Source organism: Oceanobacillus timonensis (genome assembly GCF_900166635.1).
Taxonomy (GTDB): Bacteria; Bacillota; Bacilli; order Bacillales; family Amphibacillaceae; genus Oceanobacillus; species Oceanobacillus timonensis.
Map to the genome: position 1 here is coordinate 1,946,655 of NZ_LT800497.1, position 24,281 is coordinate 1,970,935.

Annotated in this window: 27 protein-coding genes; 19 read left to right on the forward strand and 8 right to left on the reverse strand. The window is 39.4% G+C overall.

The window, feature by feature from the left end; translation table 11 throughout:
* Nucleotides 1-19: 19 nt before the first annotated feature.
* Together B7E05_RS09495 and solA are read left to right on the forward strand one after the other, a co-directional pair.
* Nucleotides 20-493 (forward strand): acyl-CoA thioesterase, encoded by a 474-nt coding sequence (locus B7E05_RS09495; protein ID WP_080873966.1) that lies wholly within the window; start codon nucleotides 20-22, stop codon nucleotides 491-493.
* A 22-nt stretch (nucleotides 494-515) separates the two neighbouring features.
* Nucleotides 516-1,655 (forward strand): N-methyl-L-tryptophan oxidase, encoded by a 1,140-nt coding sequence (gene solA / locus B7E05_RS09500; protein ID WP_080873967.1) that lies wholly within the window; start codon nucleotides 516-518, stop codon nucleotides 1,653-1,655.
* A 145-nt stretch (nucleotides 1,656-1,800) separates the two neighbouring features.
* Here the strand turns inward: solA and B7E05_RS09505 are convergent, their stop codons facing one another.
* Nucleotides 1,801-2,136 carry a hypothetical protein gene (locus B7E05_RS09505; protein WP_080873968.1) on the reverse strand — a complete coding sequence of 112 codons (336 nt, stop codon included), beginning with the start codon at nucleotides 2,134-2,136 and terminating at the stop codon, nucleotides 1,801-1,803.
* A 327-nt stretch (nucleotides 2,137-2,463) separates the two neighbouring features.
* Here B7E05_RS09505 and B7E05_RS09510 point away from each other — a divergent pair, with 327 nt between their 5' ends.
* Complete coding sequence (locus B7E05_RS09510) at nucleotides 2,464-3,411, forward strand: bile acid:sodium symporter family protein (RefSeq protein WP_143833209.1); 948 nt, start codon at nucleotides 2,464-2,466, stop codon at nucleotides 3,409-3,411.
* 76 nt (nucleotides 3,412-3,487) lie between these two features.
* Here the strand turns inward: B7E05_RS09510 and B7E05_RS09515 are convergent, their stop codons facing one another.
* Complete coding sequence (locus B7E05_RS09515; RefSeq protein WP_080873969.1) at nucleotides 3,488-3,829, reverse strand: hypothetical protein; 342 nt, start codon at nucleotides 3,827-3,829, stop codon at nucleotides 3,488-3,490.
* Between the two features lie 344 nt (nucleotides 3,830-4,173).
* Between B7E05_RS09515 and B7E05_RS09520 the strand changes: the two genes are divergently transcribed.
* From B7E05_RS09520 to B7E05_RS09535, 4 genes are all read left to right on the forward strand, one after another.
* Nucleotides 4,174-4,989 (forward strand): transporter substrate-binding domain-containing protein, encoded by an 816-nt coding sequence (locus tag B7E05_RS09520; protein WP_080873970.1) that lies wholly within the window; start codon nucleotides 4,174-4,176, stop codon nucleotides 4,987-4,989.
* 252 nt (nucleotides 4,990-5,241) lie between these two features.
* Nucleotides 5,242-5,892 carry an amino acid ABC transporter permease gene (locus tag B7E05_RS09525; RefSeq protein ID WP_080873971.1) on the forward strand — a complete coding sequence of 217 codons (651 nt, stop codon included), beginning with the start codon at nucleotides 5,242-5,244 and terminating at the stop codon, nucleotides 5,890-5,892.
* A complete protein-coding gene (locus B7E05_RS09530) occupies nucleotides 5,892-6,614 on the forward strand; it encodes an amino acid ABC transporter ATP-binding protein (protein ID WP_080873972.1) in 723 nt (240 codons plus the stop codon). Before B7E05_RS09525 ends, B7E05_RS09530 begins: the two co-directional genes overlap by 1 nt.
* 130 nt (nucleotides 6,615-6,744) lie before the next feature.
* Nucleotides 6,745-7,398 carry a YczE/YyaS/YitT family protein gene (locus B7E05_RS09535; protein WP_425435092.1) on the forward strand — a complete coding sequence of 218 codons (654 nt, stop codon included), beginning with the start codon at nucleotides 6,745-6,747 and terminating at the stop codon, nucleotides 7,396-7,398.
* A gap of 59 nt (nucleotides 7,399-7,457) precedes the next feature.
* On the opposite strand, the gene B7E05_RS22525 is transcribed toward B7E05_RS09535, so the two are convergent.
* The 3 genes from B7E05_RS22525 to B7E05_RS09545 form a co-directional block, all read right to left on the reverse strand.
* On the reverse strand, nucleotides 7,458-7,589 hold the full coding sequence (locus B7E05_RS22525) for a hypothetical protein (protein ID WP_281252458.1): 132 nt from the start codon (nucleotides 7,587-7,589) through the stop codon (nucleotides 7,458-7,460).
* A 157-nt stretch (nucleotides 7,590-7,746) separates the two neighbouring features.
* Nucleotides 7,747-8,865: an NAD(P)/FAD-dependent oxidoreductase gene (locus tag B7E05_RS09540; RefSeq protein WP_080873973.1), complete on the reverse strand. Its 1,119-nt coding sequence runs from the start codon at nucleotides 8,863-8,865 to the stop codon at nucleotides 7,747-7,749.
* On the reverse strand, nucleotides 8,858-9,322 hold the full coding sequence (locus B7E05_RS09545) for a DinB family protein (RefSeq protein WP_179134513.1): 465 nt from the start codon (nucleotides 9,320-9,322) through the stop codon (nucleotides 8,858-8,860). The genes B7E05_RS09540 and B7E05_RS09545 overlap by 8 nt, the downstream gene beginning before the upstream one ends.
* A gap of 178 nt (nucleotides 9,323-9,500) precedes the next feature.
* On the opposite strand from B7E05_RS09545, the gene B7E05_RS09550 reads away from it, so the two are divergent.
* On the forward strand, nucleotides 9,501-10,424 hold the full coding sequence (locus tag B7E05_RS09550) for a manganese-dependent inorganic pyrophosphatase (RefSeq protein WP_080873975.1): 924 nt from the start codon (nucleotides 9,501-9,503) through the stop codon (nucleotides 10,422-10,424).
* 146 nt (nucleotides 10,425-10,570) lie between these two features.
* On the opposite strand, the gene B7E05_RS09555 is transcribed toward B7E05_RS09550, so the two are convergent.
* On the reverse strand, nucleotides 10,571-10,774 hold the full coding sequence (locus B7E05_RS09555) for a cold-shock protein (RefSeq protein WP_080873976.1): 204 nt from the start codon (nucleotides 10,772-10,774) through the stop codon (nucleotides 10,571-10,573).
* 350 nt (nucleotides 10,775-11,124) lie between these two features.
* Here B7E05_RS09555 and B7E05_RS09560 point away from each other — a divergent pair, with 350 nt between their 5' ends.
* The 3 genes from B7E05_RS09560 to B7E05_RS09570 all read left to right on the forward strand — a co-directional run bounded on the left by B7E05_RS09560 (nucleotide 11,125) and on the right by B7E05_RS09570 (nucleotide 12,897).
* On the forward strand, nucleotides 11,125-11,454 hold the full coding sequence (locus B7E05_RS09560) for a CotD family spore coat protein (RefSeq protein ID WP_080873977.1): 330 nt from the start codon (nucleotides 11,125-11,127) through the stop codon (nucleotides 11,452-11,454).
* Nucleotides 11,455-11,602: 148 nt separating this feature from the next.
* Entirely contained in the window at nucleotides 11,603-12,172 is a 570-nt protein-coding gene (locus B7E05_RS09565; RefSeq protein ID WP_080876270.1) for an SLOG family protein, read from the forward strand.
* A gap of 50 nt (nucleotides 12,173-12,222) precedes the next feature.
* Nucleotides 12,223-12,897 carry an SIMPL domain-containing protein gene (locus B7E05_RS09570; protein WP_080873978.1) on the forward strand — a complete coding sequence of 225 codons (675 nt, stop codon included), beginning with the start codon at nucleotides 12,223-12,225 and terminating at the stop codon, nucleotides 12,895-12,897.
* A 241-nt stretch (nucleotides 12,898-13,138) separates the two neighbouring features.
* Here B7E05_RS09570 and B7E05_RS09575 read toward each other — a convergent pair whose 3' ends face one another.
* A complete protein-coding gene (locus B7E05_RS09575; RefSeq protein ID WP_080873979.1) occupies nucleotides 13,139-13,648 on the reverse strand; it encodes an exodeoxyribonuclease VII large subunit in 510 nt (169 codons plus the stop codon).
* A 423-nt stretch (nucleotides 13,649-14,071) separates the two neighbouring features.
* Between B7E05_RS09575 and B7E05_RS09580 the strand changes: the two genes are divergently transcribed.
* The 4 genes from B7E05_RS09580 (at nucleotide 14,072) to B7E05_RS09595 (ending at nucleotide 18,446) form a co-directional block, all read left to right on the forward strand.
* Entirely contained in the window at nucleotides 14,072-14,923 is an 852-nt protein-coding gene (locus B7E05_RS09580) for a MurR/RpiR family transcriptional regulator (protein WP_143833211.1), read from the forward strand.
* A gap of 110 nt (nucleotides 14,924-15,033) precedes the next feature.
* Nucleotides 15,034-15,924, forward strand: coding sequence for an N-acetylmuramic acid 6-phosphate etherase (murQ, locus tag B7E05_RS09585; RefSeq protein WP_080873981.1), 891 nt, complete (start codon nucleotides 15,034-15,036; stop codon nucleotides 15,922-15,924).
* Nucleotides 15,925-15,940: 16 nt separating this feature from the next.
* On the forward strand, nucleotides 15,941-17,320 hold the full coding sequence (locus tag B7E05_RS09590; RefSeq protein ID WP_080873982.1) for a PTS transporter subunit EIIC: 1,380 nt from the start codon (nucleotides 15,941-15,943) through the stop codon (nucleotides 17,318-17,320).
* 55 nt (nucleotides 17,321-17,375) lie between these two features.
* Nucleotides 17,376-18,446: a DUF871 domain-containing protein gene (locus B7E05_RS09595; protein ID WP_080873983.1), complete on the forward strand. Its 1,071-nt coding sequence runs from the start codon at nucleotides 17,376-17,378 to the stop codon at nucleotides 18,444-18,446.
* Between the two features lie 326 nt (nucleotides 18,447-18,772).
* Here the strand turns inward: B7E05_RS09595 and ltrA are convergent, their stop codons facing one another.
* Nucleotides 18,773-20,101 carry a group II intron reverse transcriptase/maturase gene (ltrA, locus tag B7E05_RS09600; protein WP_080873984.1) on the reverse strand — a complete coding sequence of 443 codons (1,329 nt, stop codon included), beginning with the start codon at nucleotides 20,099-20,101 and terminating at the stop codon, nucleotides 18,773-18,775.
* Nucleotides 20,102-20,897: 796 nt separating this feature from the next.
* Between ltrA and B7E05_RS09605 the strand changes: the two genes are divergently transcribed.
* The 4 genes from B7E05_RS09605 (at nucleotide 20,898) to B7E05_RS09620 (ending at nucleotide 24,252) form a co-directional block, all read left to right on the forward strand.
* Nucleotides 20,898-21,380: a GNAT family N-acetyltransferase gene (locus B7E05_RS09605; RefSeq protein WP_080873985.1), complete on the forward strand. Its 483-nt coding sequence runs from the start codon at nucleotides 20,898-20,900 to the stop codon at nucleotides 21,378-21,380.
* A 96-nt stretch (nucleotides 21,381-21,476) separates the two neighbouring features.
* On the forward strand, nucleotides 21,477-21,878 hold the full coding sequence (locus B7E05_RS09610; protein WP_080873986.1) for a spore coat protein: 402 nt from the start codon (nucleotides 21,477-21,479) through the stop codon (nucleotides 21,876-21,878).
* Between the two features lie 283 nt (nucleotides 21,879-22,161).
* The gene (locus B7E05_RS09615) at nucleotides 22,162-22,707 is read left to right on the forward strand and encodes an NADPH-dependent FMN reductase (protein ID WP_080873987.1); all 546 of its coding nucleotides are present in this window, start codon (nucleotides 22,162-22,164) and stop codon (nucleotides 22,705-22,707) included.
* Between the two features lie 147 nt (nucleotides 22,708-22,854).
* Nucleotides 22,855-24,252, forward strand: a complete 1,398-nt coding sequence (locus B7E05_RS09620; protein WP_080873988.1) for a DHA2 family efflux MFS transporter permease subunit — start codon at nucleotides 22,855-22,857, stop codon at nucleotides 24,250-24,252.
* The last annotated feature ends 29 nt before the right edge of the window (nucleotides 24,253-24,281 follow it).

The window sequence follows — 24,281 nt, forward strand, 5'->3', positions numbered from 1 at the left end:
AAAACAGGAGGAAATGTAAATGACACAAGCGTGGCATCAGCACCGAATGCGTGTGCAATACAAAGATACAGATCAAATGGGAGTAGTCCATCACGGAAACTATATTACATGGTTTGAAGTAGCGCGGACAGAGTGGATGAGACATTTTAATTTGTCTTATCATGCCTTGGAAGAGCAAGGTTTGCTTTTACCGGTATTGGATGTGAATGCGACATATAAACGTTCTGCAAGATTTGATGATTTAGTCGTGTTATTTACACGTATCGAAGCATATTCACCGATTCGGTTGGTGTTTGAATATGAAGCGAGAAGAATCACACAAGCGGACTGGGAGGCAAATGGATTGGAAAGTGCTACAACAGAAGCACCTTATGGAGAATTATTGACGACAGGAAAAACAACCCATATGTGGGTGAATAAAGCCTGGAAACCTGTCAAACTGCGTAAGACACACCCGGAATTGTATGAACAATTGCAACAGATTGCTGAATAAATGAGAAAAGGAGCAGTGGAAAATGACGTATGATGTGATTATTATAGGGGCAGGTTCCATGGGGATGGCTGCCGGATATTATTTAACAGAGTCAGGGCAGAAAGTTGCCTTGATTGATGCTTATGACCCTCCGCATGAATCAGGTTCTCATCATGGGGGAACAAGGCTGATTCGCCATGCTTATGGAGAAGGCGGTAATTATGTCCCTTTGGCATTACACGCACAAAAATTATGGGAAGCATTGGATGAGAAAACAGAGGAGCGAATATTTGCCAAGACAGGTGTTCTTAATTTTGGTCCAAAAGGTAATACGTTTTTAGATACCGTTGAACAATCGGCAAAAGAATATCATCTGCCTTTGGAAGTCATGACAGCAGAAGAGATTAATGCACGCTGGCCGGGATTTCAATTAGATAAAGAATCGATTGGTTATTTTGAAAAAACCTCTGGCGTTGTGTTCAGTGAAAATGCGGTTCGGACATATCGGACATTAGCAGAAAAAAATGGAGCAGATTTATACACAAACAGCTATGTTCAAGCAATCGAAACAACAGCTGATGACGTAACTGTGCAATTAGAAAATGAAGAAGTAACCGGGAAGAAGTTGCTTATCACTGCTGGAAAAGGGACGAATCAAGTGGCAAAGCTGCTTGATATAACATTGCCGCTTACGCCAGTACGTAAGACATTTTCATGGTTTACAACAGCCGAAGAAGCGAACTATAAAGAAGGCGCTTTTCCCGGCTTTGGACACATTGGGAAGGACAGTACATATTATGGCTTCCCAAGTATCGATGGTGCGGGGTTAAAAATCGGCAGACATGACGGAGGACAGCCTTTAATTGACCCAGGAGAGCTGGATCCTTTTGGAACATTTCCGGAAGATGAGCAGGAGACGCTGGACTTTGCGCATGAGCATTTCTCGAAGGATATAGAATTAAAAGAAGGAAGGGTATGTACGTACACCAATACCCCTGATGAGGATTTTATTATTGATTACCTGCCGGGATATGCAAATGTTGTTGTTGCTTGCGGATTTTCCGGACATGGTTTTAAATTTGCAAGTGGTATTGGTGACAGTTTGGCTAGCATACTAATGGGGGAAGAACCGGCTGTTAGCTTGGAAGGTTTCCGGTTAAGCCGATTTGATGAATCATCATAAAAATGCATCTGCCGGGAAAAGGGTTGCTAAAGATATTGAATTATATTCCATAGCGGATATTTACTGTACTGGTTTTCTTCCTAGCAACATTAGGAGGGGAAGTTACTAGTCAATTAAAAAAGAGAGGGCGTCCTCTCTTTTTTGATTAACTAGCAACTTTGTTGTTGCTCGCATTATTTGGTTTGATTCTGAATGATAAAATCCCTGCAATAAGTAAAAATACAAAAGCGAAAATAAAAAATAATCCATTAGAGATAAAACCATAAATACTGATAACAAGAAGACCAACGCCGGCTGTTTTGCTAAACTTCCATGATACAAAACCTAAAATAATTGCCAGAAAGGATACCCAGAATACGGAAGCCCCGCTATCAGCCATAGCCTCTTCGCCAAAAATACTTCCACTAAACGTTACAATCAACCCGCTAACAACCCCGGCTAAACCTCCAAGGATGGATAAAACGGCAACCCATGTCTTCATATATCATTACCTCCTCTAACATTACGCAATGCAAATATACCATAATATACAAATGAAGGAAATATATGCAACTTATGTTTTCTATAATTTCTCTTTTTACAGAGTAAATAGACATGTGATAGAGAGGTGGTTCTCTTTTTTTACATTTTGTCTGGACGTTATTATTTGATTTTTGGTATGATAAAGAAACATCTTTTATTTCACAATAAAAAGATAGAAACGCAATGTGGCTTCTATTGCTTTCTTCTTTTAGAAATAACAGATTGAATTGTCTGAATTTTTGGTTGGAGAAGCCATGAACGAATGTATTTTTGGGAGGATTGGAAAGTGAAGATGTTAGAAAGAATCAGCGCCTTTGCAGGAAATACTTTTGCACTTTGGGTTATTTTGTTTGCGATAATCAGTTTTCTGTTTCCGGGCGCATTTACCTGGATTTCACCGCATGTAGGTATATTATTGGGAATTATCATGTTTGGTATGGGGTTAACACTTACGCCGAAAGATTTTAAGGATGTATTAAAAACTCCAAAAAGTGTACTTATTACTGTCATTGCGCAGTATATTATTATGTCGCTTATAGCATATGGTTTAGCTGTTGCTTTTCAATTGCCGCCAGAGATTGCCGTTGGCGTTATTCTGGTAGGGTGTTCACCAGGCGGAACAGCATCCAACGTTATTACTTACTTAGCAAAAGGAAATACAGCTTTGTCTGTATCAGCAACCACGGTATCTACCTTATTGGCACCAGTGTTAACGCCGGCGTTAACACTTTTATTAGCGAATCAGTGGATGCCTGTTTCCTTTAAAGATATGTTTATTGAAATATTGCAGGTTGTTCTTATCCCGATTATTTTAGGGTTTGTAATCCGTTTATTATTTAATAAACAAGTCGAGAAAAGTATTTCTGTACTTCCGCTTGTTTCGGTTGTAGGTATTGTTGCAGTTGCTACGGCAGTTGTTTCCGTCAATAAAGATGCGGTTGCCACATCGGGGCTGCTTATTTTTGGTGTTGTGATACTGCATAATTTATTAGGCTTATTATTAGGTTTTGTTATTGCCAGACTGTTTAAATTAAGTTTTTCGGATCAAAAGGCAGTCTCTATCGAGGTTGGTATGCAGAACTCGGGATTGGCCTCTACATTAGCATTAACCTTCTTTTCTGCTACGCCAATTGCCGCCGTACCAAGCGTTATCTTCAGTATTTGGCATAATATTTCCGGACCGGTTCTAGCGACTTTTTGGTCAAAATATGATGAGAAAAAAGAAAATATGTGAGAGTCTAGTCTTTAGAGAAAAAATAGGCTCGTTAGCTTGATTAGAAAAAGCCGTCTGTTTGTTGACGGCTTTTTCGTTAATTTTCAGACTGATTTAATGCGTTTAAGTCATGTTTGGATAATCGTTCTCCGAAAAAAGTTACTTTTCCTTCTGAGATAGCTCTTCGTTCAATTTGTCCATCTATAAATGCATTGCTTGGAATAATGGAAGGGACAGGATTTGTTATTTGTTTTCCTTCACTGTCGTAAAATAAATAACCTTCTTTTTCATCTAAAATAAACGAGTGAACTTTCATGTTCGGTGTGATAAGCAATGTTAATCTATCGGTGTCATTCCAGATTACTTTTACAACCATTTTCTTTTTTTGTTTATTTTCAACAAAAGCTTTCCACTCCAGAATAGAGATACTATCTTCCATATTGATACAGACCTCCAGCCTATGTGATTCATTGTCTCATCACAAATTATTGGTAAATTTTAGAACACATTGTTACAGGAACAGTTTAACAGATTCAACTGATTTGTGCTTAGAAAAGTTGTTTTTGGGTATATTTAAGCGAAAAAGAAAGGATTCTCGATGATTTAAGAGTTTAAAGAATGTAAACAATGGGTGAAGCGTTAAAATCAAAGAATTTGGTTTTATTTTCAGAAATATGAATGAATAAAGAATTTTGAATAAAAACAGATTTTTGGTATAATTTCATTTAAGGTACTTTATTTTTATTCATATCAACCAAAATAACGATTAGGGGGCAAATGAAGATGGGGAGTAAGAAAAGAATTTGGATTTTCATGCTGGTATTTATTTCATTCCTTTTTTTAGCTGCATGCGGCGGCGGAGATGACGCTTCAGGGGACGATGGGGAAGCAGAGGCAGAAAACGGTGGCTATGATTTGAATGATTCATACACGGTAGTAAGCGATAATTCGTTTGTACCATTTGAATTTATGGAAGATGGGGAGTTAGTTGGTTTTGATATTGAATTAATTACAGCAATTGCGGAAGAAGCGGGATTTGAAATTGATGGAGAAATCCAAACCACAAATTTCGATGGAATTATCCCGGGTTTACAAACGGGACAATTTGAAATTGCGGTAGCCGGCATAAGTATTACGGAAGAAAGAAAAGGTACCGTTGATTTCAGTGACCCTTATTATGAATCTGGTATTACTATTGCTGTTCCGGAGGATAATGAAGATATTAATAGTTTAGAAGACTTGGAAGGAAAAACGGTTGCAACACGATTAGGATCTACAAGCGCACAATTTTTGGAGGAAAACCTGGAAGATAAGACCCTTGATACGTATGAACAGCTGGATCAGGTATATATGTCCGTTGAAAATGGCAGTGCTGACGCAGCAGTATATGACCTGCCTAACGTAGAGTACTATATTGCAACAACTGGCGATGGATTAAAAGCAGTTGGAGAAACCTACCAGGCTGAAGATTACGGGATAGCGATATCAAAAGGAAATGAGGATTTAGTAGCTGCCATCAATGATGCACTGGCTACATTACACGAAAATGGAACATATGATGAGATTTATGATAAATGGTTTGATGAATCAGAATCATAAAATGAAACGCTATTCTGGAAGTTTTTTGATGCTCCGCTCTTCATGTTATAACAAGTAATCGAGTAACAATGTTTTCGATGGGCGATGACCGATGATTAAAATGATTTACTTGGTTGCAAAAAAATAAAGAAAGCTGAGACGAGCAACAAAATATAACCCAAAATCATTAGTGCAGTTAACTTGGCAGGGATAAAATAAGGAGCTGGCAATCTATGCACGGCTCCTTATTTTATTGCCTAGAGAGGTGAGGGAATGTTTGATTTTACACAGGTCATTGATTTTTTACCACAATTAGGTAAAGGTTTATATTATACATTATTAATTTCTATTATTGGCTTATTAATCGGGTTTGTTTTAGGAGCTATATTCGGTTTAGGAAGAATTTCCAAGAATAAGTTCTTTTTTATTATTGCGTCCATTTATGTGGAGGTTATCCGGGGTACGCCGGTGCTTGTGCAAGCCATATGGATTTTCTTCGCATTACCTATTATTACACAATATAATATGGATTCCATTACTGCCGGTATTGCCGTTATTGCAATAAACTCCGGAGCGTATATTGCAGAGATTGTTCGTGGCGCTGTTGATTCGATTGATAAAGGACAAATGGAAGCAGGACGTTCTTTAGGTTTAAATAAACATCAGGCAATGCGATATATTATCTGGCCGCAGGCTTTCAAGCGGATGATTCCGCCACTGGGGAATCAATTTATTATCAGTATTAAAGATACCTCTTTATTATCGGTTATTTTAGTGCCGGAATTAATGTTCCAAGGCAGGTATATTGCATCGAATTATTTTAACGCGGTGGAAATTTATACAACTGTTGCTTTATTTTACTTAATAATTAATTTTAGCCTATCCTTATTACTGCGTTATACAGAAAGAAGGTTGAATTATTAATGATAACAGTGCAGGATTTACACAAAAGTTTTGGAGATAATGAGGTTTTAAAAGGAATTCATTGTGACGTGGAAGAAAAAGAAGTCGTTTGTGTGATTGGTCCCAGCGGATCTGGTAAAAGTACATTTTTACGATGCCTCAATTTATTAGAGGAGATTACAAGTGGAGATGTGATTGTCGATGGCTATCATATAAAAGATAAGGCGACAGATATTAATATGATTCGTACCGAAGTAGGGATGGTATTTCAGCAATTTAACCTGTTTCCGCATAAAACCGTTATCCAAAATGTCATGCTTGCACCTCAAAAGGTTCGTAAGCTATCTGAAAAAGAAGCAAGACAGCGGGGAGAAGCTTTATTAGAAAAGGTAGGGCTGGCCGAAAAAGCTCATCAGTATCCATCCCAATTATCAGGAGGACAGCAACAACGTGTAGCAATCGCACGTGCACTTGCAATGGAACCGAAGATGATGCTTTTTGATGAACCAACCTCTGCACTTGATCCGGAGCTTGTCGGTGAAGTTTTAGAGGTAATGAAACAGTTGGCCAAAGAAGGTATGACAATGGTTGTTGTAACACATGAAATGGGATTCGCTCGTGAAGTTGCGGATAGGGTGTTATTTATGGATGAAGGTATTATTATGGAAGAAAATACCCCGGATGTCATCTTCAACAATCCTGCTTCTGAACGAACCAAAGACTTTTTAAATAAAGTTCTATAATTATCATACAATGCAAATAGAAGGCAGGTTTACAGTCCATAAACATCTATCAACCTGCTTTCTATTTATTTCAAAAAAACGTATACTGGTTTTAATGGAGTGGAGTGATTATTGGCAAGAAAGAAGGGTAATGGATTTGAACAGGTTGTTTCGATGGCTATTATTTTTAATCGGAATATTTATTTTCAGCGGTGGTATTGCGTTGACAGTGAATATGCAGCATTTAGGTGTGCATCCGTGGGATGTTTTAAATGTAGCTATGTTTGACAGGTTTGGATTTACGGTAGGGACATGGAATATTATCATTTCCTTTATTCTGATAGGTATTTGTTTTATTTTAGACCGGAGCTATATAAAAGTGGGCACATTTTTGAATGCATTATTAGTAGGATCATTTGTAGATTTTTATCATTGGACAGGAATTCTTCCGACAGCAACAGACAGCTGGCCGGATATTCTTTTTATGTTGATTGGCATTTGTATCATGGGTTTTGGCGGAGGGGTGTATAATGCAGCGGGGATTGGCTCAGGCCCGCGTGACGGTTTTATGCTCTCGCTCGCAGATAAATTTGCAGCGCCTATTGGCAGAGTAAGGATTATAACGGAATGCAGTGTGCTGGTGCTGGGATTAATTATTAGCGGACCGGTTTTTATTTTTACATTTGTTTTTACCTTTATTCAAAGTCCTATATTCCAGGCTACTTATTTAAAGTTCGGAAAATTCGTACTAAAAATCACATATAAGCAACAACGAAAGGAGAATAAAACAGAAGCTTCTTCATGATGAAAGATAGATGAAGGACCGTTTCTTTAACGAACAGATGAAACGGTCCTTTTGTAAATCTATATCAGCTGATCCAATAAGTTTGCGATACTTTCCTGGTTTTCAGTAAAGCCCTGCAGCCATAACCAGGTAAAGAAGCCTGTCAGGAGAACGAGAATAATAATTATTATAACGGCATATGATCCCTTCAAATGGGCCACCTCTTTTCATTGCGCTTTAAGAAAGAAATACAATAGGAAATAAAGTATACGTGTAATGAAAGTAATCTGCGCTTTTTCATGAGTAAAGCTGTCAATTTTTCTTTATTGGAAGTCTCATATATCTTCTGATTGTCTGGCTGATTTTTCGTTATTTGATTGCTGATAAGACATCATAATGTTCCAGTTGAATATCTAGCTTATCATGTAAAGCTAATTTTGCAAGCTGCTGACCCAGAAAAGGGCCCATTGTTAGTCCGGAGGAACCTAATCCATTTGCAAGCAAAACATTGGCATATCCTGGAAGTTCGCCAATAATCGGTAAGAAACCGGGAGTATACGGGCGGAAGCCGACCCGGGTTTCTAATACAGTAGCTTCTGCTAAATCGGGTGCAATCGCCAGCCCCTGATGTAAAATTTCATGAGAGGCGGCTGCAGTAACCCGATAATCAAAGTTGGTTCGATCTTCGTGAGTGGAGCCGATAACAAAACGATGATCATCCTGTGTGAGTATATATTTCGTACCTGGCGGCATCACAACGGGCCAGTCTGCTGTTTCTAATCCCGGCATTTCCAAATGCATGATTTGGGCGCGCTGGAAGGAGACATCGAGTGGAACATCTAATGCTGCTGCTGTTTCTTTCATCCAGGCACCGTTTGCTAAAATAACTTTTTCTGCCTCTATGACTTCATTGTTGCATGTGATGCCAGTTACTGTATCCCCGTTCACATGTAATGCAGCATCCCCTGATAAAAGCACAGCTCCATTTGCCTTGGCTGCATTTTTTAAGGATTGTAATAATTTTCTTCCATCCACTCGTGCAGCACCGCTGATAAAAACAGCTTGATAGTCCTTATCCAGCATAGGGAAACGCTGCTGTGTTTCCTCAGCACTTAGCCGGATGATACCCCCGATTTCCGGAGCATCTTCCCGTCGTTTATACGCTCTTTCTTCCATCCCGTCCAACTTGCTCGCATCCGTATGCAGGCTGAGTGCTCCAACTTGTTTATACCCTGTGTCCAGTTGACCAAGCTTTTCTAACTCTGTTACCAGAGATGGATATATACGCGCGCCGTTTTTAGCAAGGTGATACCATTTTTTATTGCGGCGCTGGGAAATCCATGGGCATATAATTCCGGCAGCGGCATCGGTTGCCTGCCCTTTATCTTGCCGGTCAATCAGAATGACCTCAGCTCCTTGCTGTGTGAGGTAAAAGGCGGTACTGGCACCTAAAATGCCGCCGCCTATAATGACATAAGGTTTACTCATTTTTATCCTTGGCAATAACCTGGTGCATGGTTTTGATTTTGCCGAGAAGTTCAGCCTCACGGAAAGATAGCATAATCAGTAAATCACCTTGTGTTTCGACACTGCCGAATGGGACTTTAAAGGTTACGTTGGACTTCCAGAACAATTCGTTAAATTCATTGATGCGTTGCTGTTGCAGTTCCAAATCTTTTAATAGTTCTTCCAAGCTCGGGGCTTTTTCCTCCCAATCTTGCGGGCTTATGCCGGAACTGAAAAGGTCAGCATAACTTGCCGGGATATTTTCTGATTTAGTGGGGTAACGGAATAAAAATTTTTCCATTGTTACGAGCGCATGACCTAAATGCCAGCGAATTGTTGTATCAAAATAGTCTGCTTGAACGTCGATAACCTCATCATTAAGTTCAGATGCGTATGTCAATAAAGCAGTACGAGTTAAATTAAATTGTTTTCTTGTCATTTCATTTATCCCTCCAATAAGACTCATTATAATCTAATAATGATTATTTTTACAGTATTTCGAGACAGATTGAAAAAATTAGCAAGGAAATTTGAAAGAAATAAGATTAGGACTGGAGCATAGAAGGTTAAATATGATAATCTATATATGGATAGTTTGTCGAGGGAGGAATAGAGAGATGTCAAAAACACTTATTTTCGGACATAAAAGTCCAGATACCGATACGATCAGTTCCGCTTTAGCGTATGCGGATTTAAAAACGAAATTGGGAGAAGAAGTAAGCCCGGTTCGTTTAGGCGAAGTAAATGGCGAAACGCAATATGCTCTGAATCAATTTGGTGTGGAAGCTCCAGCACTTGTACAAGAACTGGAGGATGGTGCAGAAGTTATTTTAGTAGACCATAATGAATTTCAGCAAAGTGCGGATAATATTGAAAATGCTGTTATCCGAGAAGTGATTGACCATCACCGGGTATCTAATTTCCAAACGAAAGAACCGCTTTATTTCCGTGCTGAGCCAGTCGGCTGTACAGCGACCATCTTAAATAAGATGTATAAAGAAAATGATATCGAATTGGATAAAAGTATTGCCGGATTGTTATTATCTGCGATTATTTCTGATTCATTATTGTTAAAATCACCAACTTGTACAGCGGAAGATGAAAAAGCTGCGCGGGAATTAGCTGATAAAGCAGGCGTAGACTTAGAAGAATATGGCTTGGAAATGCTAAAAGCAGGTGCAGATATCAGTGATAAATCTGTAAAAGAATTGATTTCCATGGATGCCAAAGAATTTGCGATGGGCGATGCGAAGGTAGAAATTGCACAAGTAAATGCTGTGGATGTCAGCGAGATTTATCAGCTTCAGGATGAATTAGTTCGCGAGCTGACAGCAACGGTGAATGAAAAAGGATTGGATTTATTCCTATTTGTTGCAACAGATATTTTAAATAATGATTCCGAAGTATTGGCAGTCGGACCAGCAAAAGCAAATGTAGAAAAAGCATTTAATGTTACGTTGGATGAAAATGATCGTGCTGTCTTAAAAGGTGTTGTTTCTCGTAAAAAACAAATTGTGACAGCTTTAACAGAGCAGTTTTAATATATAAATTAGTAAAGGAAATCCCGCTGTCTTCGCATGACAGCGGGATTTCCTTTACTAGCTAGTCGTTTCAATCGGATGTTTCTATATAAAAAAGGATATAAAAAAAGCTGACCAACTATGGTCAGCTTTTTAATATCTGCTTATTAGCCTTCTTTAACAACGTTAGCAGCTTGAGGTCCGCGGTTACCTTCTTCGATATCAAAAGTAACTGTTTGACCTTCTTCTAAAGTTTTGAATCCTTCGCCTTGGATTGCAGAGAAGTGTACGAATACGTCGTCTCCACCTTCTACTTCGATGAAACCGAAGCCTTTTTCAGCGTTAAACCATTTTACAGAACCTGTGTTCATTCTTTTACCTCCACGTGCAATTGTTGCACTGTTTATTACTATTTAGTTCAAAGTTAAATCTCAAGACGAAAGATCAATACTTTTGTTGTATCCCATCCTGTATTTCGACCGAATCTAAATAATTAATTACATTATAGCATCTACAAAAAGAAATGCCAAGCTTTTCAGGAAAAAAGTTTCTAAACCACTTGTTCCTCTCCAGTTCAGCTACGGTTATTTCCCTTAAATAACTGTAAAGGAGGGATTTCCACTCATTATAAAAATTTAAAAGAAATTGGGTGGCTGCCATATTCGACTTGTACGTTTATCACATATGTTAGATAGAGAGCAGAAAAAGGGAGGGAGCAACGATGCAAAGGAAAGGTCAATTTAATCACCGGCATCCGAATGAAAAGACAATTGTTCATCCGACAAAGCACCAGTATGTCCATACCTCATCCGAATCGGTTGTTCATCATATTCACCCCATACACACAACGTATGTGAATCATCCTGTGCAAAGACATCCACATCATCAACCGTATGGAGGAAGGGGATTTATAGGCAGGCCACAAGCTGGTCCACGCCCGCCTTTTCCTCCTGGGCCAAATAATATGCCGGGACAGATGCCGCCTGGACCTGTGGGAGAAGGAAGAAATCATCCCGGTTTCCGACCGCATAGAAGACCAGGGATGTGGTAATACAGCAAAAGGCAGTGAGGGCTGCCTTTTGCTCTGGCGGGACATGCTTTCAAAACAAGGATTCCTGCGTTAAAATAACATATATTAAAGATAAAAGATAAAGAAAGTATTTAAATCGTAAAATGGGAAGCCAAGAAAGGATATGACAGTGAAAATATTACATGTAACAGGCTATAAACCGACAGAATTAGGTATTTTTAAAGAAAATGATTCCAGGATTGTGTTTATTAAAGCAGCTTTAGAAAAAAGATTGCGGGGATTTATCGAAGAAGGGATAGAATGGGTTATTATTTCTGGACAAATGGGAATTGAACTGTGGGCAGCAGAGGTAATCATGGATTTAAAAGAGGAATACGATGTGCAAATCGGTGTTTTCCCGCCATTTGAAAATCAGGATCAGCGCTGGCCGGACCCCATTAAGGAAAAATATGAAGCATTAATGATGACCGCCGATTTTTTCAAACCGCTTTATAAGGGGGAATACCAGGGTGCGTATCAATTTCGGGCAAAAGATTTGTGGCTGATTGACAAAAGTGATGCCGCTTTACTTCTTGTCGACGATGAATATCCCGGAAGTGTGAATTATTTTTATAATGCTACAAAACGAACATCTAAGGAATACCCTATTTTTACGATTACGCCGCAAGATTTAGAAGATATTGTTCAGGAATTGCAAATGCAGGATCCGGATTACTGGGATGAGCCGGATAATTATTGAATGGTACAAACCTTCTGCGACATAGGATGGTATGAAGGAGGATGTTCGCAATGTATTATACTTATGGACCGCCTAATTATGGGTATAGAATGCCTGACCGTCAAAACAATCAGCAGCAAGGTACTATAACCGTTACCGGTGTCGGAACAGTTATTGTTTCACCGAGTATTGCCCGTATTCAGTTGGTTGTTTCCACCACTAACAGTTCGTTGGCAGCAGCGCAGACTGAAAACGCAGAACGAATGAATCAGGTTCTGGATATTTTACAGCAAATTGGTATTCCAAGAGAACAAATTCAAACAACCAGTTTTTCTGCAAGGCCCTTTTATAATTATGAGGACGGCAATCAGATGTTACAAGGCTATGAAGTACGGAATGAAATTACTGTTGTTACCGATGATATGGACGGAATCGGGGAAATGATTGATCGTGTTACGAAAAATGGCGTCAATGAAGTACTGTCGATTGAGTTTTCTGTAGAAAATCCGGAAAATTTTTATTTGGAAGCCTTAAGCTTTGCGCTAACGGATGCCAAAAGAAAGGCAGAAAGTTTGGTGGAACAGCTGGGGGCTAATGCTAATTTAAATCCAGTTCCATTAAAAATAAACGAACAGACGGCTTCACCAGGAGTCGGTCCGGCACAAGTTTTCAAAATGGTATCTACCCCAATCGAACCTGGGAATCAAGCAGTGGAAGCGCGGTTAGAGGTTGTGTATCAGGTTTAAGTGGTACGACAGAATATGGTACGCAATGGATTTATCAGTCAGATTAAAACCTGTTATCATTTGTATTATATTCTCAGTATGGAAGTATGAGTGATTACATTTGATTTGGTTTGATAGTAAATCTTTGCTGATTATTTCGTTATCAAGTTGGTGATGCGTCACTTTGTTGTTAAAAGCAAACGCACGATAATCCATTTCTATATGGTTTATCGTGCGTTTGCTAGTCATGTGTCCACATTTATTAAGGCAGATTTTGAATCTTTTTCTCCTGTTGAGCAAACTTACTTAGCAGAAAATTAGTCGTTTCCTGCGTCTCGGACAGTTCTACTTTAACGCCATCTACTTTCTTATCCAGATTATCGAACCGTTTGTCCATATCCTCGAACCGTTGATCCATTTTGTCAAAACGCTTGTCCATATCCTCGAATCGCCGATCCATCTTTTCAAAGCGTTTATCGATATCTTCAAAGCGTTGATCGATCTTCTCGAAACGTTTATCGATATCTTCAAAGCGTTGATCGATCTTCTCGAAACGTTTATCGATATCTTCAAAGCGTTGATCGATCTTTTCGAAGCGTTTATCGATATCTTCAAAGCGTTGATCCATTTTCTCGAAGCGTTGATCAATATCTTCAAAGCGTTGATCGATCTTTTCAAAACGTTTTTCCATTCCATCAAAGCGTTGGTCGATTTTTTGAGAGTAATCCGAAAGCATGGTGGATATCTGCTTTAGAATTTCTGAATTTTCCATGGTAAAACCTCCTTCAATGATTGACTGCATGTAACCGTAGAATTCCAAATCGTGGCTGACTATGAAGAATGAAATGATGGAGATGCATGATAGGGAGTCTGTGTGAGGAGTATTTCTCTGGTTACATGTATACAACTATTATATATGATGATGGGGCTATTGAGAAGTAGAATATTTAAAAGAATAAACGATGCAAATTATGTCCGGAATGTTTCATCCAGAACGTATTATTGTAACTGAAAATTGGATGATATCAAGACATATAAAGTGAAATGTTAATATCTCTTCGGCTATACAAAATCATAGAAGATTTACATTCAAGTAAAAAGGGAAAAATATAAAATGGCATATCATCGAAAAAATTAGAACATTTTATAAAGATTTGCTATACTGAAATGCATAAAAAGAATGGGAGAAATGAACATGGCGACTGCATTACTAACCAGAATCAACGAACGACTTCCGCAATTTTCCAAAACAGAGAAAAAAATCTCTACGTACATATTACATCATGCGGAACTGATTCCAAATATGACTACGAAGGAATTGGCAGAAAAGGCAGATGTCAGTGAAGCAAGTGTCATTCGTTTCGCTAAGACAATAGGGGTCGGGAGCTTTAAAACTTTTAAACTTTCATTAGCGCAGGAATTAGCTGTCAATGAAGAATATATTACTGATTTTTCCATTCTGCAGAAAAAGGATTCACCATATGAATTGTTTCAAAAGGTAGTTCATGTAAATAAAAATGCCATTGAGCTGATTATGGAATCGCTGGATCGAAAAGAATTGAATGAAGCAGTGTCAGTATTGAAAAATGCCCGGAAAATGGTATTTTATGGGGTGGGCGGTTCGTCCATTGCTGCGATGGATGCGTTATATAAATTCACCAAACTCGGATATCAAGTGGAGTTTAACTTGGATTTTCATTATATGCTTTCAAAAATCCCTCATTTTAACGAGGAAGATGTATTTGTAGCGATTAGTATGTCTGGACAGACGAAAGATGTGTTAGATTTGGCACGATTGTCTCAGAAAAAAGGTGCGAAAGTGATTGCAATAACCAATATGAATAAATCACCATTATATAAAGAAGCGGATATCTGTTTAGCGACACCGAATGTGGAACAGGATTTCCGAATCGGAAGCATCACTTCAAGAATGACGCAGTTAACCATTGTGGACAGTTTATATATCAGTATTTTTAATATTATCGGCGAAAATGTGCTAGACGAATATCAAGAAGCCAGAGAGCAAGTGGTAAAATTAAGGAGGTAATTCTTTTTTTTGTAAAAATGAAATTAAATTTCATTTATTAATAAAATATTATTGACTTTTAATTTCAAAAAGAATTAAAATAGAATTATAAGATAGAGGAGGATGATGGAATGCTGGATAAACTATCTACAGAAGCACGAAATCAACATACGATGCATTTAGACCAAATGTCCATTACGGATATGTTATGCATGATGAATCAAGAAGATGAACAAGTTTTAACGGCTATTAAGAATCAACTTCCACAAATTGAAAAAGCTGTGCGATATGCTATTGCATCATTTAAGAATAAGGGGAGACTTATTTATGTTGGGGCTGGAACAAGTGGCAGGTTAGGCGTTTTAGATGCTGTAGAATGTGTTCCTACATTCGGTACCTCGTCAGAAATGGTACAGGGGATTATTGCGGGCGGAATGAAAGCGCTTTATGAGGCGGCTGAAGGAGCGGAAGATAATCCTGAACTTGGAGAGGAAGACCTTAGAAACATACAGCTGTCTAAGAAAGATACGGTCATAGGAATTGCAGCAAGCGGACGTACGCCATATGTTATTGGAGCTTTACAATATGCAGAATCTATTAAAGCGAATACCGTGAGTATATCCTGTAATAAAGATGCTGTCATGAGCCAGTACAGTTCTGTAGCGATTGAACTTCAAACAGGACCTGAAGTGCTGACTGGTTCTACCAGGTTAAAGTCTGGAACGGCTCAGAAAATAGTCTTGAATATGATTTCTACCGCAGCGATGGTTGGAATTGGAAAAGTATATCAAAATTTTATGGTCGATCTGAAACCGACAAATGAAAAATTAGTAGAAAGATCTAAACGAAACATTATGGAAATGACTGGAGTTGATTATGAAACTGCCACATCCTATTTTGAAAGATCAAATCACCAGGTGAAGGTTGCGATTGTTATGATTTTATTACAATGTTCCTGCGAAGCTGCTGAAAACAGGCTTGAAAAAGCGAACGGGTTTGTCCGAAATGCGTTAGCTGACTAACAAGGAGGAATGAACGATGAAAAAAGAGCAGAGGATGGCCACAGATATTTTAGCGTGTGTTGGCGGGGAGAAGAATATCAGGCGAATTGCTCACTGTATGACACGTCTGCGTTTATCTTTAAAGGATGATTCGAAGACAGATTTGCAAGCCTTAAAAAAGGTGGACGGCGTCATGGGGGTCGTGGAGGATGAAACGCTGCAAATCGTTATCGGGCCGGGTACAGTAAATAAAGTCGCTACAGAGATGAGCCAGCTGACAGGACTTGGCATTGGCGAAGAGTCAAATGCGGAGGAAGATGATTTAACGTTTGAAGAAAAGGCAGCGCTGGACAAAGAAAAAATAAAAGCGAAGAACCGGACGCCATTTAAAAACTTTTTACGTAAGCTTGGAAATATTTTCATTCCTTTAATTCCTGGACTTGTTGCATCAGGTGTTATTAACGGTGCGGCAAACTTTGCAGTTAACGCAGGGGTGGATCAGGAACAAACATGGATGCAGATATTACTCTTGTTTGGCGGCGTTATTTTTGCTTCTTTAGGAATATTAGTTGGTTGGAATACAGCAAAGGAATTTGGAGGAACGCCCGTATTAGGTGCTATTGCTGGAATGATTTTATTTAGTCCGCAGCTGGAAACGATAACCATTTTCGGTGAAGAATTAACACCAGGAAGGGGCGGCTTGTTTGGCGTTATTTTTGCCGCTTGGCTCATGACATTTATAGAAAAACATGTGCGTAAAGTAATGTGGAACGCAGTAGATATTATTTTCACTCCCTTAATTACAGTGTTGGTAGTTGGATTTATTTCATTATTTGCTATTATGCCGGTAGCGGGTTTATTATCAGATGGTATTACAAAAGGGTTGATTGCTTTAATAGATACTGGCGGCGTCATTGCAGGAGCGGTGCTGGCAGGGTTCTTCCTGCCATTGGTTACAGTTGGTTTGCATCATGGTTTAACGCCGATTCACCTGGAATTAATCAATTCATTTAATGAAACAGCATTATTAACGATTCTGGCGATGGGTGGAGCCGGGCAAGTCGGTGCGGCGATTGCGATTTATATAAAAACAAAGAATACACATTTAAAAAATATTATTAAAGGGGCTGCTCCTGTAGGGTTCCTGGGTATCGGTGAACCGTTAATGTATGGCGTCACCTTGCCGCTGGGAAGACCATTTTTAACCGCTTGTTTAGGCGCTTCTGTTGGAGGAGCTTTTCAGGCAGTAATGAATACGGCGGCTGCAGGGATTGGCGTTTCTGGCTTATCACTGATTCCGTTAATAACCAATGGGCAATATATAAGTTATTTTATAGGGCTTGTTATTTCATATGTGTTTGGTTTCTTATTCACATATGCGTTCGGCTTTAAAGATAGTATGGCAGACGGCATTTAGCAGGGGACTATTCAGTCTCCTGTTTCTTCTTATAGGAAAGGTGGAGGAACGATTTATGTTAGGAATTTCTATTTATCTGGGGAACACGCCCATAGAAGAACAGCTTCCCTATATTCGAAAAATGAAGGAAAGTGGATTCCAGTCCATCTTTACTTCATTGCATATTCCAGAAGATGACCAGACAGTATATAAAGAGCAGCTCCAGGCTCTTGGAAAAGCAGCCAGTGAATTAGATATGGAGCTGATGGCAGATATATCACCGAATTCTCTGCAAGCATTAGGTTTTCATTGGGAGAATGCAGACCAATTGTTAAACTGGGGGCTTTCCGGTCTGCGAATCGATTATGGTGTTGATGAGCAGACAATGATTGATTTATCACATAAAATGCGGATTGCGTTAAATGCCAGTACGATCAATGTCGATTCCTTAAATCAAATGAAAGCAAATGGTCTTCAAGTGGAAGCGGTGGAAGCATGGCATAATTATTACCCACGACCGGAAACGGGGTTGGGATTGGTTGATTTTATCGAAAAAAACATGGCATTAACTGCAACAGGTTTAACCGTGATGGCATTTATTCCCGGGGATAAACAGCTAAGAGGCCCGTTGTTCGAAAAGTTACCGACTTTAGAGCGGCACCGTCAATTTTCTCCTTTTGCTGCTTTTTTGCAATTGGAAAAGCTGGCCGGGCTGGATAAAGTGATAGTTGGAGACATTGAAATAAGTGATGCTGCATTGGAGCAATTTCGTGCTTATGAACAGCGGGAAATTTTAATTCGGGCTGTTCCTGATAGATCGGCAGACGCTGAAATGCTGCGTAAAGCAGCAACTGCACTGACTAATCGGGCAGATAATGCAAGAGATTGTGTCCGCGCCGTTGAATCAAGAGGATATGCATCATTTGGAAAAGTTACGATTCCAGCCTGTAACACAATCAAGCGTCCTGCCGGATCAATCACTGTTGATAATGAAAAATATATGCGCTATCAAGGGGAAATTCAAGTGACATTACATGATTTGCCGGCAGATGAAAGAGTAAATGTACTTGGGCAGGTTATTGCGGAAGACGTACCATTATTAGACTGGATTAAAGGAAATCAGCAATTTCGAATTAAATGGGTGTAAAAATATCCCTGTGTAAAACGGTTGTTTGTATCGTCTCTATGTATGAAATAAGGGAGTGCTGATTCCAATGTTGTCAGGTTAGTATGACCGCTACGGAAAAACACTCCGCTTTCCGTGGGCTTGAGCTCAGCCTCCTCGAAAAAAGAAGATCACTTTTTTCTGCGGGGTCTTCACACTGGGACTGCGCTTACTCGTCCCACCGAAGACATTTGCGCATTCCCAGTCGAGTAAGCGGGAATTCAGTTCTATAACTTCTGACTGAATTCCTCTACTCCTCCCAGAACCGTGCGAGCGGTATTACCGCACACGGCTCCTCCTATCAACCTTCACAGAATATAGCTAATGTGATTTCGCAGGCTATATATATTTACTCTAATTTCCGGACTGACAAGCGGATACTTTTGTAAGAACCGTTGAAACTTCTCCCAACTGAATGATTTCTTCTGGCTTCGTCGATTCATCCACTTGAATAAAAGTTGTTTCACTTTGTCGTAAAAGTTCCTTACTTCATATATATTGTCCGTGATACAATAGTAGTTGTAATAGCCTTGGAGCGCTAAATTGAGTCGCTCCATAATTAATCGGATATCCATCGTTCGATGCTTCTGAAGCCACTCCTTGTGCCTTTTAAGTTTTGCTTTCACTTTCTTGCTGCTGCTTTTACGCTTCACTCGGAACCTTCCGTTCCGGCTTCTGCTGCAGTAGTGCGTGAAACCCAGAAAATCAAAGGTAGGTGGCTTCCCTTTCTTTTTACGCTTACAGTCCTCTTCAGCGAAACGGCCAAACGGAATAATAGTAGTCTTCTCTTCCGCCATCTCTAGGCGGAATTTGTTTAACCGTTTTCTAAGCTTGTGGTAAAAGGCTTCTGCATCGCTTTTGTGTTGAAAGCAACATACGAAATCATCCGCATATCGAACCATGTATGACTGGCCTCTGCTTTCTTTGCGTATCTTCTTCTCAAACCATAAATCAAGAACGTAATGCAGGTATATATTCCCAAGAATTGGCGAAATGATGCCACCTTGCGGAGTGCCTCCCTCTGTCCGATAATACTTTCCTTCCTCCATATAGCCGCCTTTTAGAAAGCGACCAATAATTCGAAGGAAGCTTGGGTCATTAATACGGTGCTCCAGAAAGGTCATCATCCATTTATGGTCTACATTGTCAAAGAAGCCTTTGATGTCTACATCTACTACATAACTGGTATATCGCTTTTCAATATACACGTTTAGCGTCTTTAACGCATCATGACAGTTTCTTTTCGGACGAAATCCAAAGGAGCTGTCGAGAAAGTCATTCTCGTAAATAGCGTTTAATATCTTGGCCATACCTCTTTGAACGATTTTATCTTCATGTTCCGGGATACCTAAGGGTCTTTTCTTCTTTGTACCGGGTTTGTCAATATACGTTCTTCTTACCGGCACTGGTCGATACTTCTTCCCTTTCATGCGCAATACTAAGTCTTTGATATTATCGTCCAAATTGGCTCCATATTCTCCTTTGGTTACCTCATTGATACCTGTAGCCTTTTTATTTGGAAGTTCCTTATGGCATTGTTTCAGATTTTCTTCATTGAGAAGATGTGCTAAAGATGTAAAGACCATATCCTTATTTTCTTTCGCTAATTCTGCTATCCTTCGCAGTTCAGTTTCCATTCATTCTCCACCTCCGTGTGTGGTTGATGTGTCCCCTTGAAGGGCATTGATAAGTGGTGGCCTTTCCTCCATCAGCGTTACCCGACTTCATTGGTACTATGCCACCATCCGACTACCTTTAGGCTTCTGGCTACCTCACTTTATTATCGCTTGTTCACCATTACCTTCCTGCTAATTTGTTGGAAAGACCGTAAAGGTTCTCCCGAGTTGCCGTGATATATCTATGTGTAACGTGCCAAGGTCATCGACTCCGAGGAAGCTAGTGTTTTCTTGCCTTTTGTCGTAAACACCAGTGTTGTCTTCTAAGCTCCTGAACTTATCGACCTTCCTATCTCTTCACGGAATTTCGAAGCTCTATCCCTTCAACCGCTCTTGGTTTTCCGCCCATTACCTCACTGTCTACGCTTAAAAGCTTGTGTTACCACAAGCCCTCCAAGACTCGCTACGAGTGAATGGCTAGTTCTTTCTCGACGGGAATCCCACCCGCTATATATCACGACCTATGCTCGGTCGCTCCAGGAGTCTCCGTGTTTTTCCTCCGCTGGTTAGTTTTATTGCTCTATGCTTGTAGCAACTATCATTTTTTGAAAATTTATTAACCTGACAACATTGGTGCTGATTCACATGCTGTATCAGCAAACCCTTATTTCACACCAACTTCTAACGAAGCAACAGGATTCATTCCCGCCCTCATTTTGAAATTCTGACGGAATTCTGAAGATATAGCATATTTATTCACCTTTAAAGAAAAATGTGGAATAATAAAGATAGGCTAAAGGAAAAGTGGGGATGCTTAATGGATATACATATTGCAAGGATGACACAAAAATATGCTGTGGAGGCGCTTTGCTGGAAGTATGAAAAGCCTTATGATTTTTATAATAATGTATTAACAACAAGTGCGATTGTGGAATTGCTTGGTGGCAGTTACTATGCCATTGTAGATTCATCTTACAAGTTAATCGGGTTCTTTTGTACTGGCCGGTCAGCCAAAGTGCCAGCCGGCGAGAGAAATGCTGCATATATAGAAGATTGTGTTGATCTAGGCCTAGGAATGAATCCTGCCTTGACCGGGAAAGGGAAGGGAGATTTGTTTTTAAAAAGAATTCTTCATTTCATTGAACAGGAGCATAAAGGAAAACCAATCCGGCTTACTGTTGCTTCCTTTAACAAACGTGCCATTCGTTTATATGAAAAAAATGGTTTTATCAAAGAACACCAATTTTATTATAAGGAAATAGAATTTATAACGATGAAGCGTCATCCCTCATCTATATAGAAAAAACGTACATTTATGATATTCATAGTTATTTGCGCAGGACAAATCCGCTTCTTTTCATAAGATATATTATGCATTGGAAAGGAGGGAGTCCGAATGAGTCAAGATAACTGTCAATGTAGCCGTTGCCGCAATTCGAACCGGGATGAGGATGTACGTGTTCATCCGACAAGGCATGAGGTTCGTCATCACAATAGCGTAAGAACAGTTAAAAATATTCACCCAACAGAAATCAAAAATGTGCATCGTACCACTGTCCGTAATGAAAATTATTTTCCAGTCAGAGAATCCAATGTGAACGAAACGGTTGTTGAGAATTACGATTGTGGCAGCGACGTAAACGATTCAAGTAATTGCCGCAGAGTAGGCGGTTCGAACAATTGCGGTGGTGGAAATAACCATCATCACTCAGATAATTGCAACAAATGTTCCGAAGACCGTTCATGCAAAAGAAAACGTTCCTGCTGTTCAGGCAGAAATCGTAACTGGTTCTTCTAAAAATGTAGCATGTTCAGAGCGGGAGCACATTCGTTTCTCCTGCAAATAATCATGTGATAAACCATAACTCTTATTAAGAATGTATTCTTCAATAGGCATCAGAATGCCTGTTGTTGAAATACTTCTTAATAAGAGTATTTTTTTGTATCAGAAAGGCTTCTTTTACAAACATATTTCTTGCTATAGGTAAACCGGTATGGTAATAATATTACATGTGTTTAAAAACATACAAGTATTTGTGATAAACATAACATATAATCGAAGAAATATTGGAGGTATACGAATGAAAGTTGCAGCAATGATTGGAAGCAATCGTGCAGATTCCTACAACAAACAACTTGTTGAATATATGAAGGATCGCTATCAGGAAAATGTGGATATCGATATTTTACCGATAGAGAAGTTACCTTTTTTTAATCAGGATGAAGAATTAGATCCGCCGGAGATTGTTAAAGAGATCCGTCAGCGCATTAAAGAAAGTGATGCTATTTTATTTGCTACTCCTGAATACAATGGTTCTATTTCGGGTATGTTAAAAAATGCAATTGACTGGTTTTCGCGCGTAGATTTAGTCATGGTAAATAAACCCGGAATGGTCGTTGGTGCTTCTATGGGAGCTCTTGGTACGGTTAAAGCACAATTGCAGCTTCGCCAGATTTTAAATTCCCGCGGAGTTGGTGTATTAACACTGCCGGGAAATGAAGTATTAATTGGTTCCGTTCAGAACAAAATGGATGAGCAAGGGAAATTGACAGATGAACAAACAATTGATTTTCTGGATTCCGTTGTTCATAACTTTGTCCATTGGTGTAATACAGTACTGAAATAATGCGATGCCGGTGATTTGTATAGTCACCGGTTTTGTATGTCTTTATGAATTATCATCCTCTTTATTTGAAGAAAGACGTATTGGAACATGGTAAATGGGGTAATAAGAAAAGTACATATTTTAATAATATGGAAAGAAGGGTTGGAAATGGATGAACAGCATGAATCGTCACTAGAAACAACAAAAAGCAGCCGGGTTCCGATTCTGGTTGTTTTATTATCTGGAGCTTTTGTTGCTATTTTAAACCAGACGTTATTAGGGACAGCATTGCCGCATATCATGTCGGATTTAGATATTAATGCAAATACGGTCCAGTGGCTGCAATCAGCATTTATGCTGGTAAATGGAATTATGATTCCAATCACGGCTTTTTTAATAGGAACGTTTACGACACGCACCCTGTTTTTAACAGCCATGTCTCTTTTCACAGCAGGTACCGTTATCTGCGGTTTTGCTCCTGAATTTTTCTCTTTGTTATTAGGACGTGTTCTGCAGGCGGCAGGTGCCGGAATCATGATGCCGTTGATGCAGACGATTTTAATTTTAATTTATCCAAAGGAAAAACGAGGCAGTGCAATGGGGATGTTTGGTTTAGTTATTTCCTTTGCACCAGCAATCGGACCGACATTATCCGGTTATATTGTAGAAAACTTTCCTTGGAGAACACTATTTTTCATGGTGTTGCCAATTGCTATTCTAAACATCATTATTGCTTACTTTTTACTTAAAAATGTAACGGAACGGACCTTCCCTGAGTTGGATAAACTGTCCATTTTACTATCAACAATTGGTTTTGGCGGTATTCTGTATGGATTTAGTACTGCTGGAAATGCAGGATGGTTAAGCTACCAGGTGATTGGTTCGCTGGTAATCGGCGGAATCATGCTGGCCTGGTTTATTACAAGACAGATGAATTTAAAAACACCAATCCTGGAATTTAGGGTATTTAAGTATCGAATCTTTACGATTACTACCGTATTGGGCATGGTTACTTTTATGACAATGATTGGAGCTGCAGTTATTTTACCATTGTATATGCAGCAGATGCTGGGATTCAGCGCCTTTCATTCCGGTCTGGCACTCCTCGCAGGGGCAGTTGTACAAGGGTTGATGAACCCTATTACGGGCCGGCTTTTTGACCGGTACGGAGCAAGGTATTTGGCGATGATCGGTCTGGCTTTCATCGTTATTACGACATTAATGCTAAGTACACTGACGCCGGAAACAAGCTTTGTATTTATCGCAACCGTACATGGTTTCCGAATGTTAGGGGTTGCCATGGCAATGATGCCTGTCACAACAGCCGGACTTAATGTACTGCCTGAAAAGTATATTTCACATGGTACAGCTGTTAATAATACGTTAAGACAGGTTTCAGGAGCAATCGGTACTGCATTGCCGATTACAATTATGTCGACAGCTTCTATTCCTGAACAGGGTGTGGAAGGGATGGTACATGGGGTCAATATTTCCTTCTTGGTAACTGGAATAATTGCTATTGTCGGGTTTGTCATGACTTTCTTTATTCGGGATAGAGGTAATTAATTGACCGAAACTTAATAGGTGGTAACGGA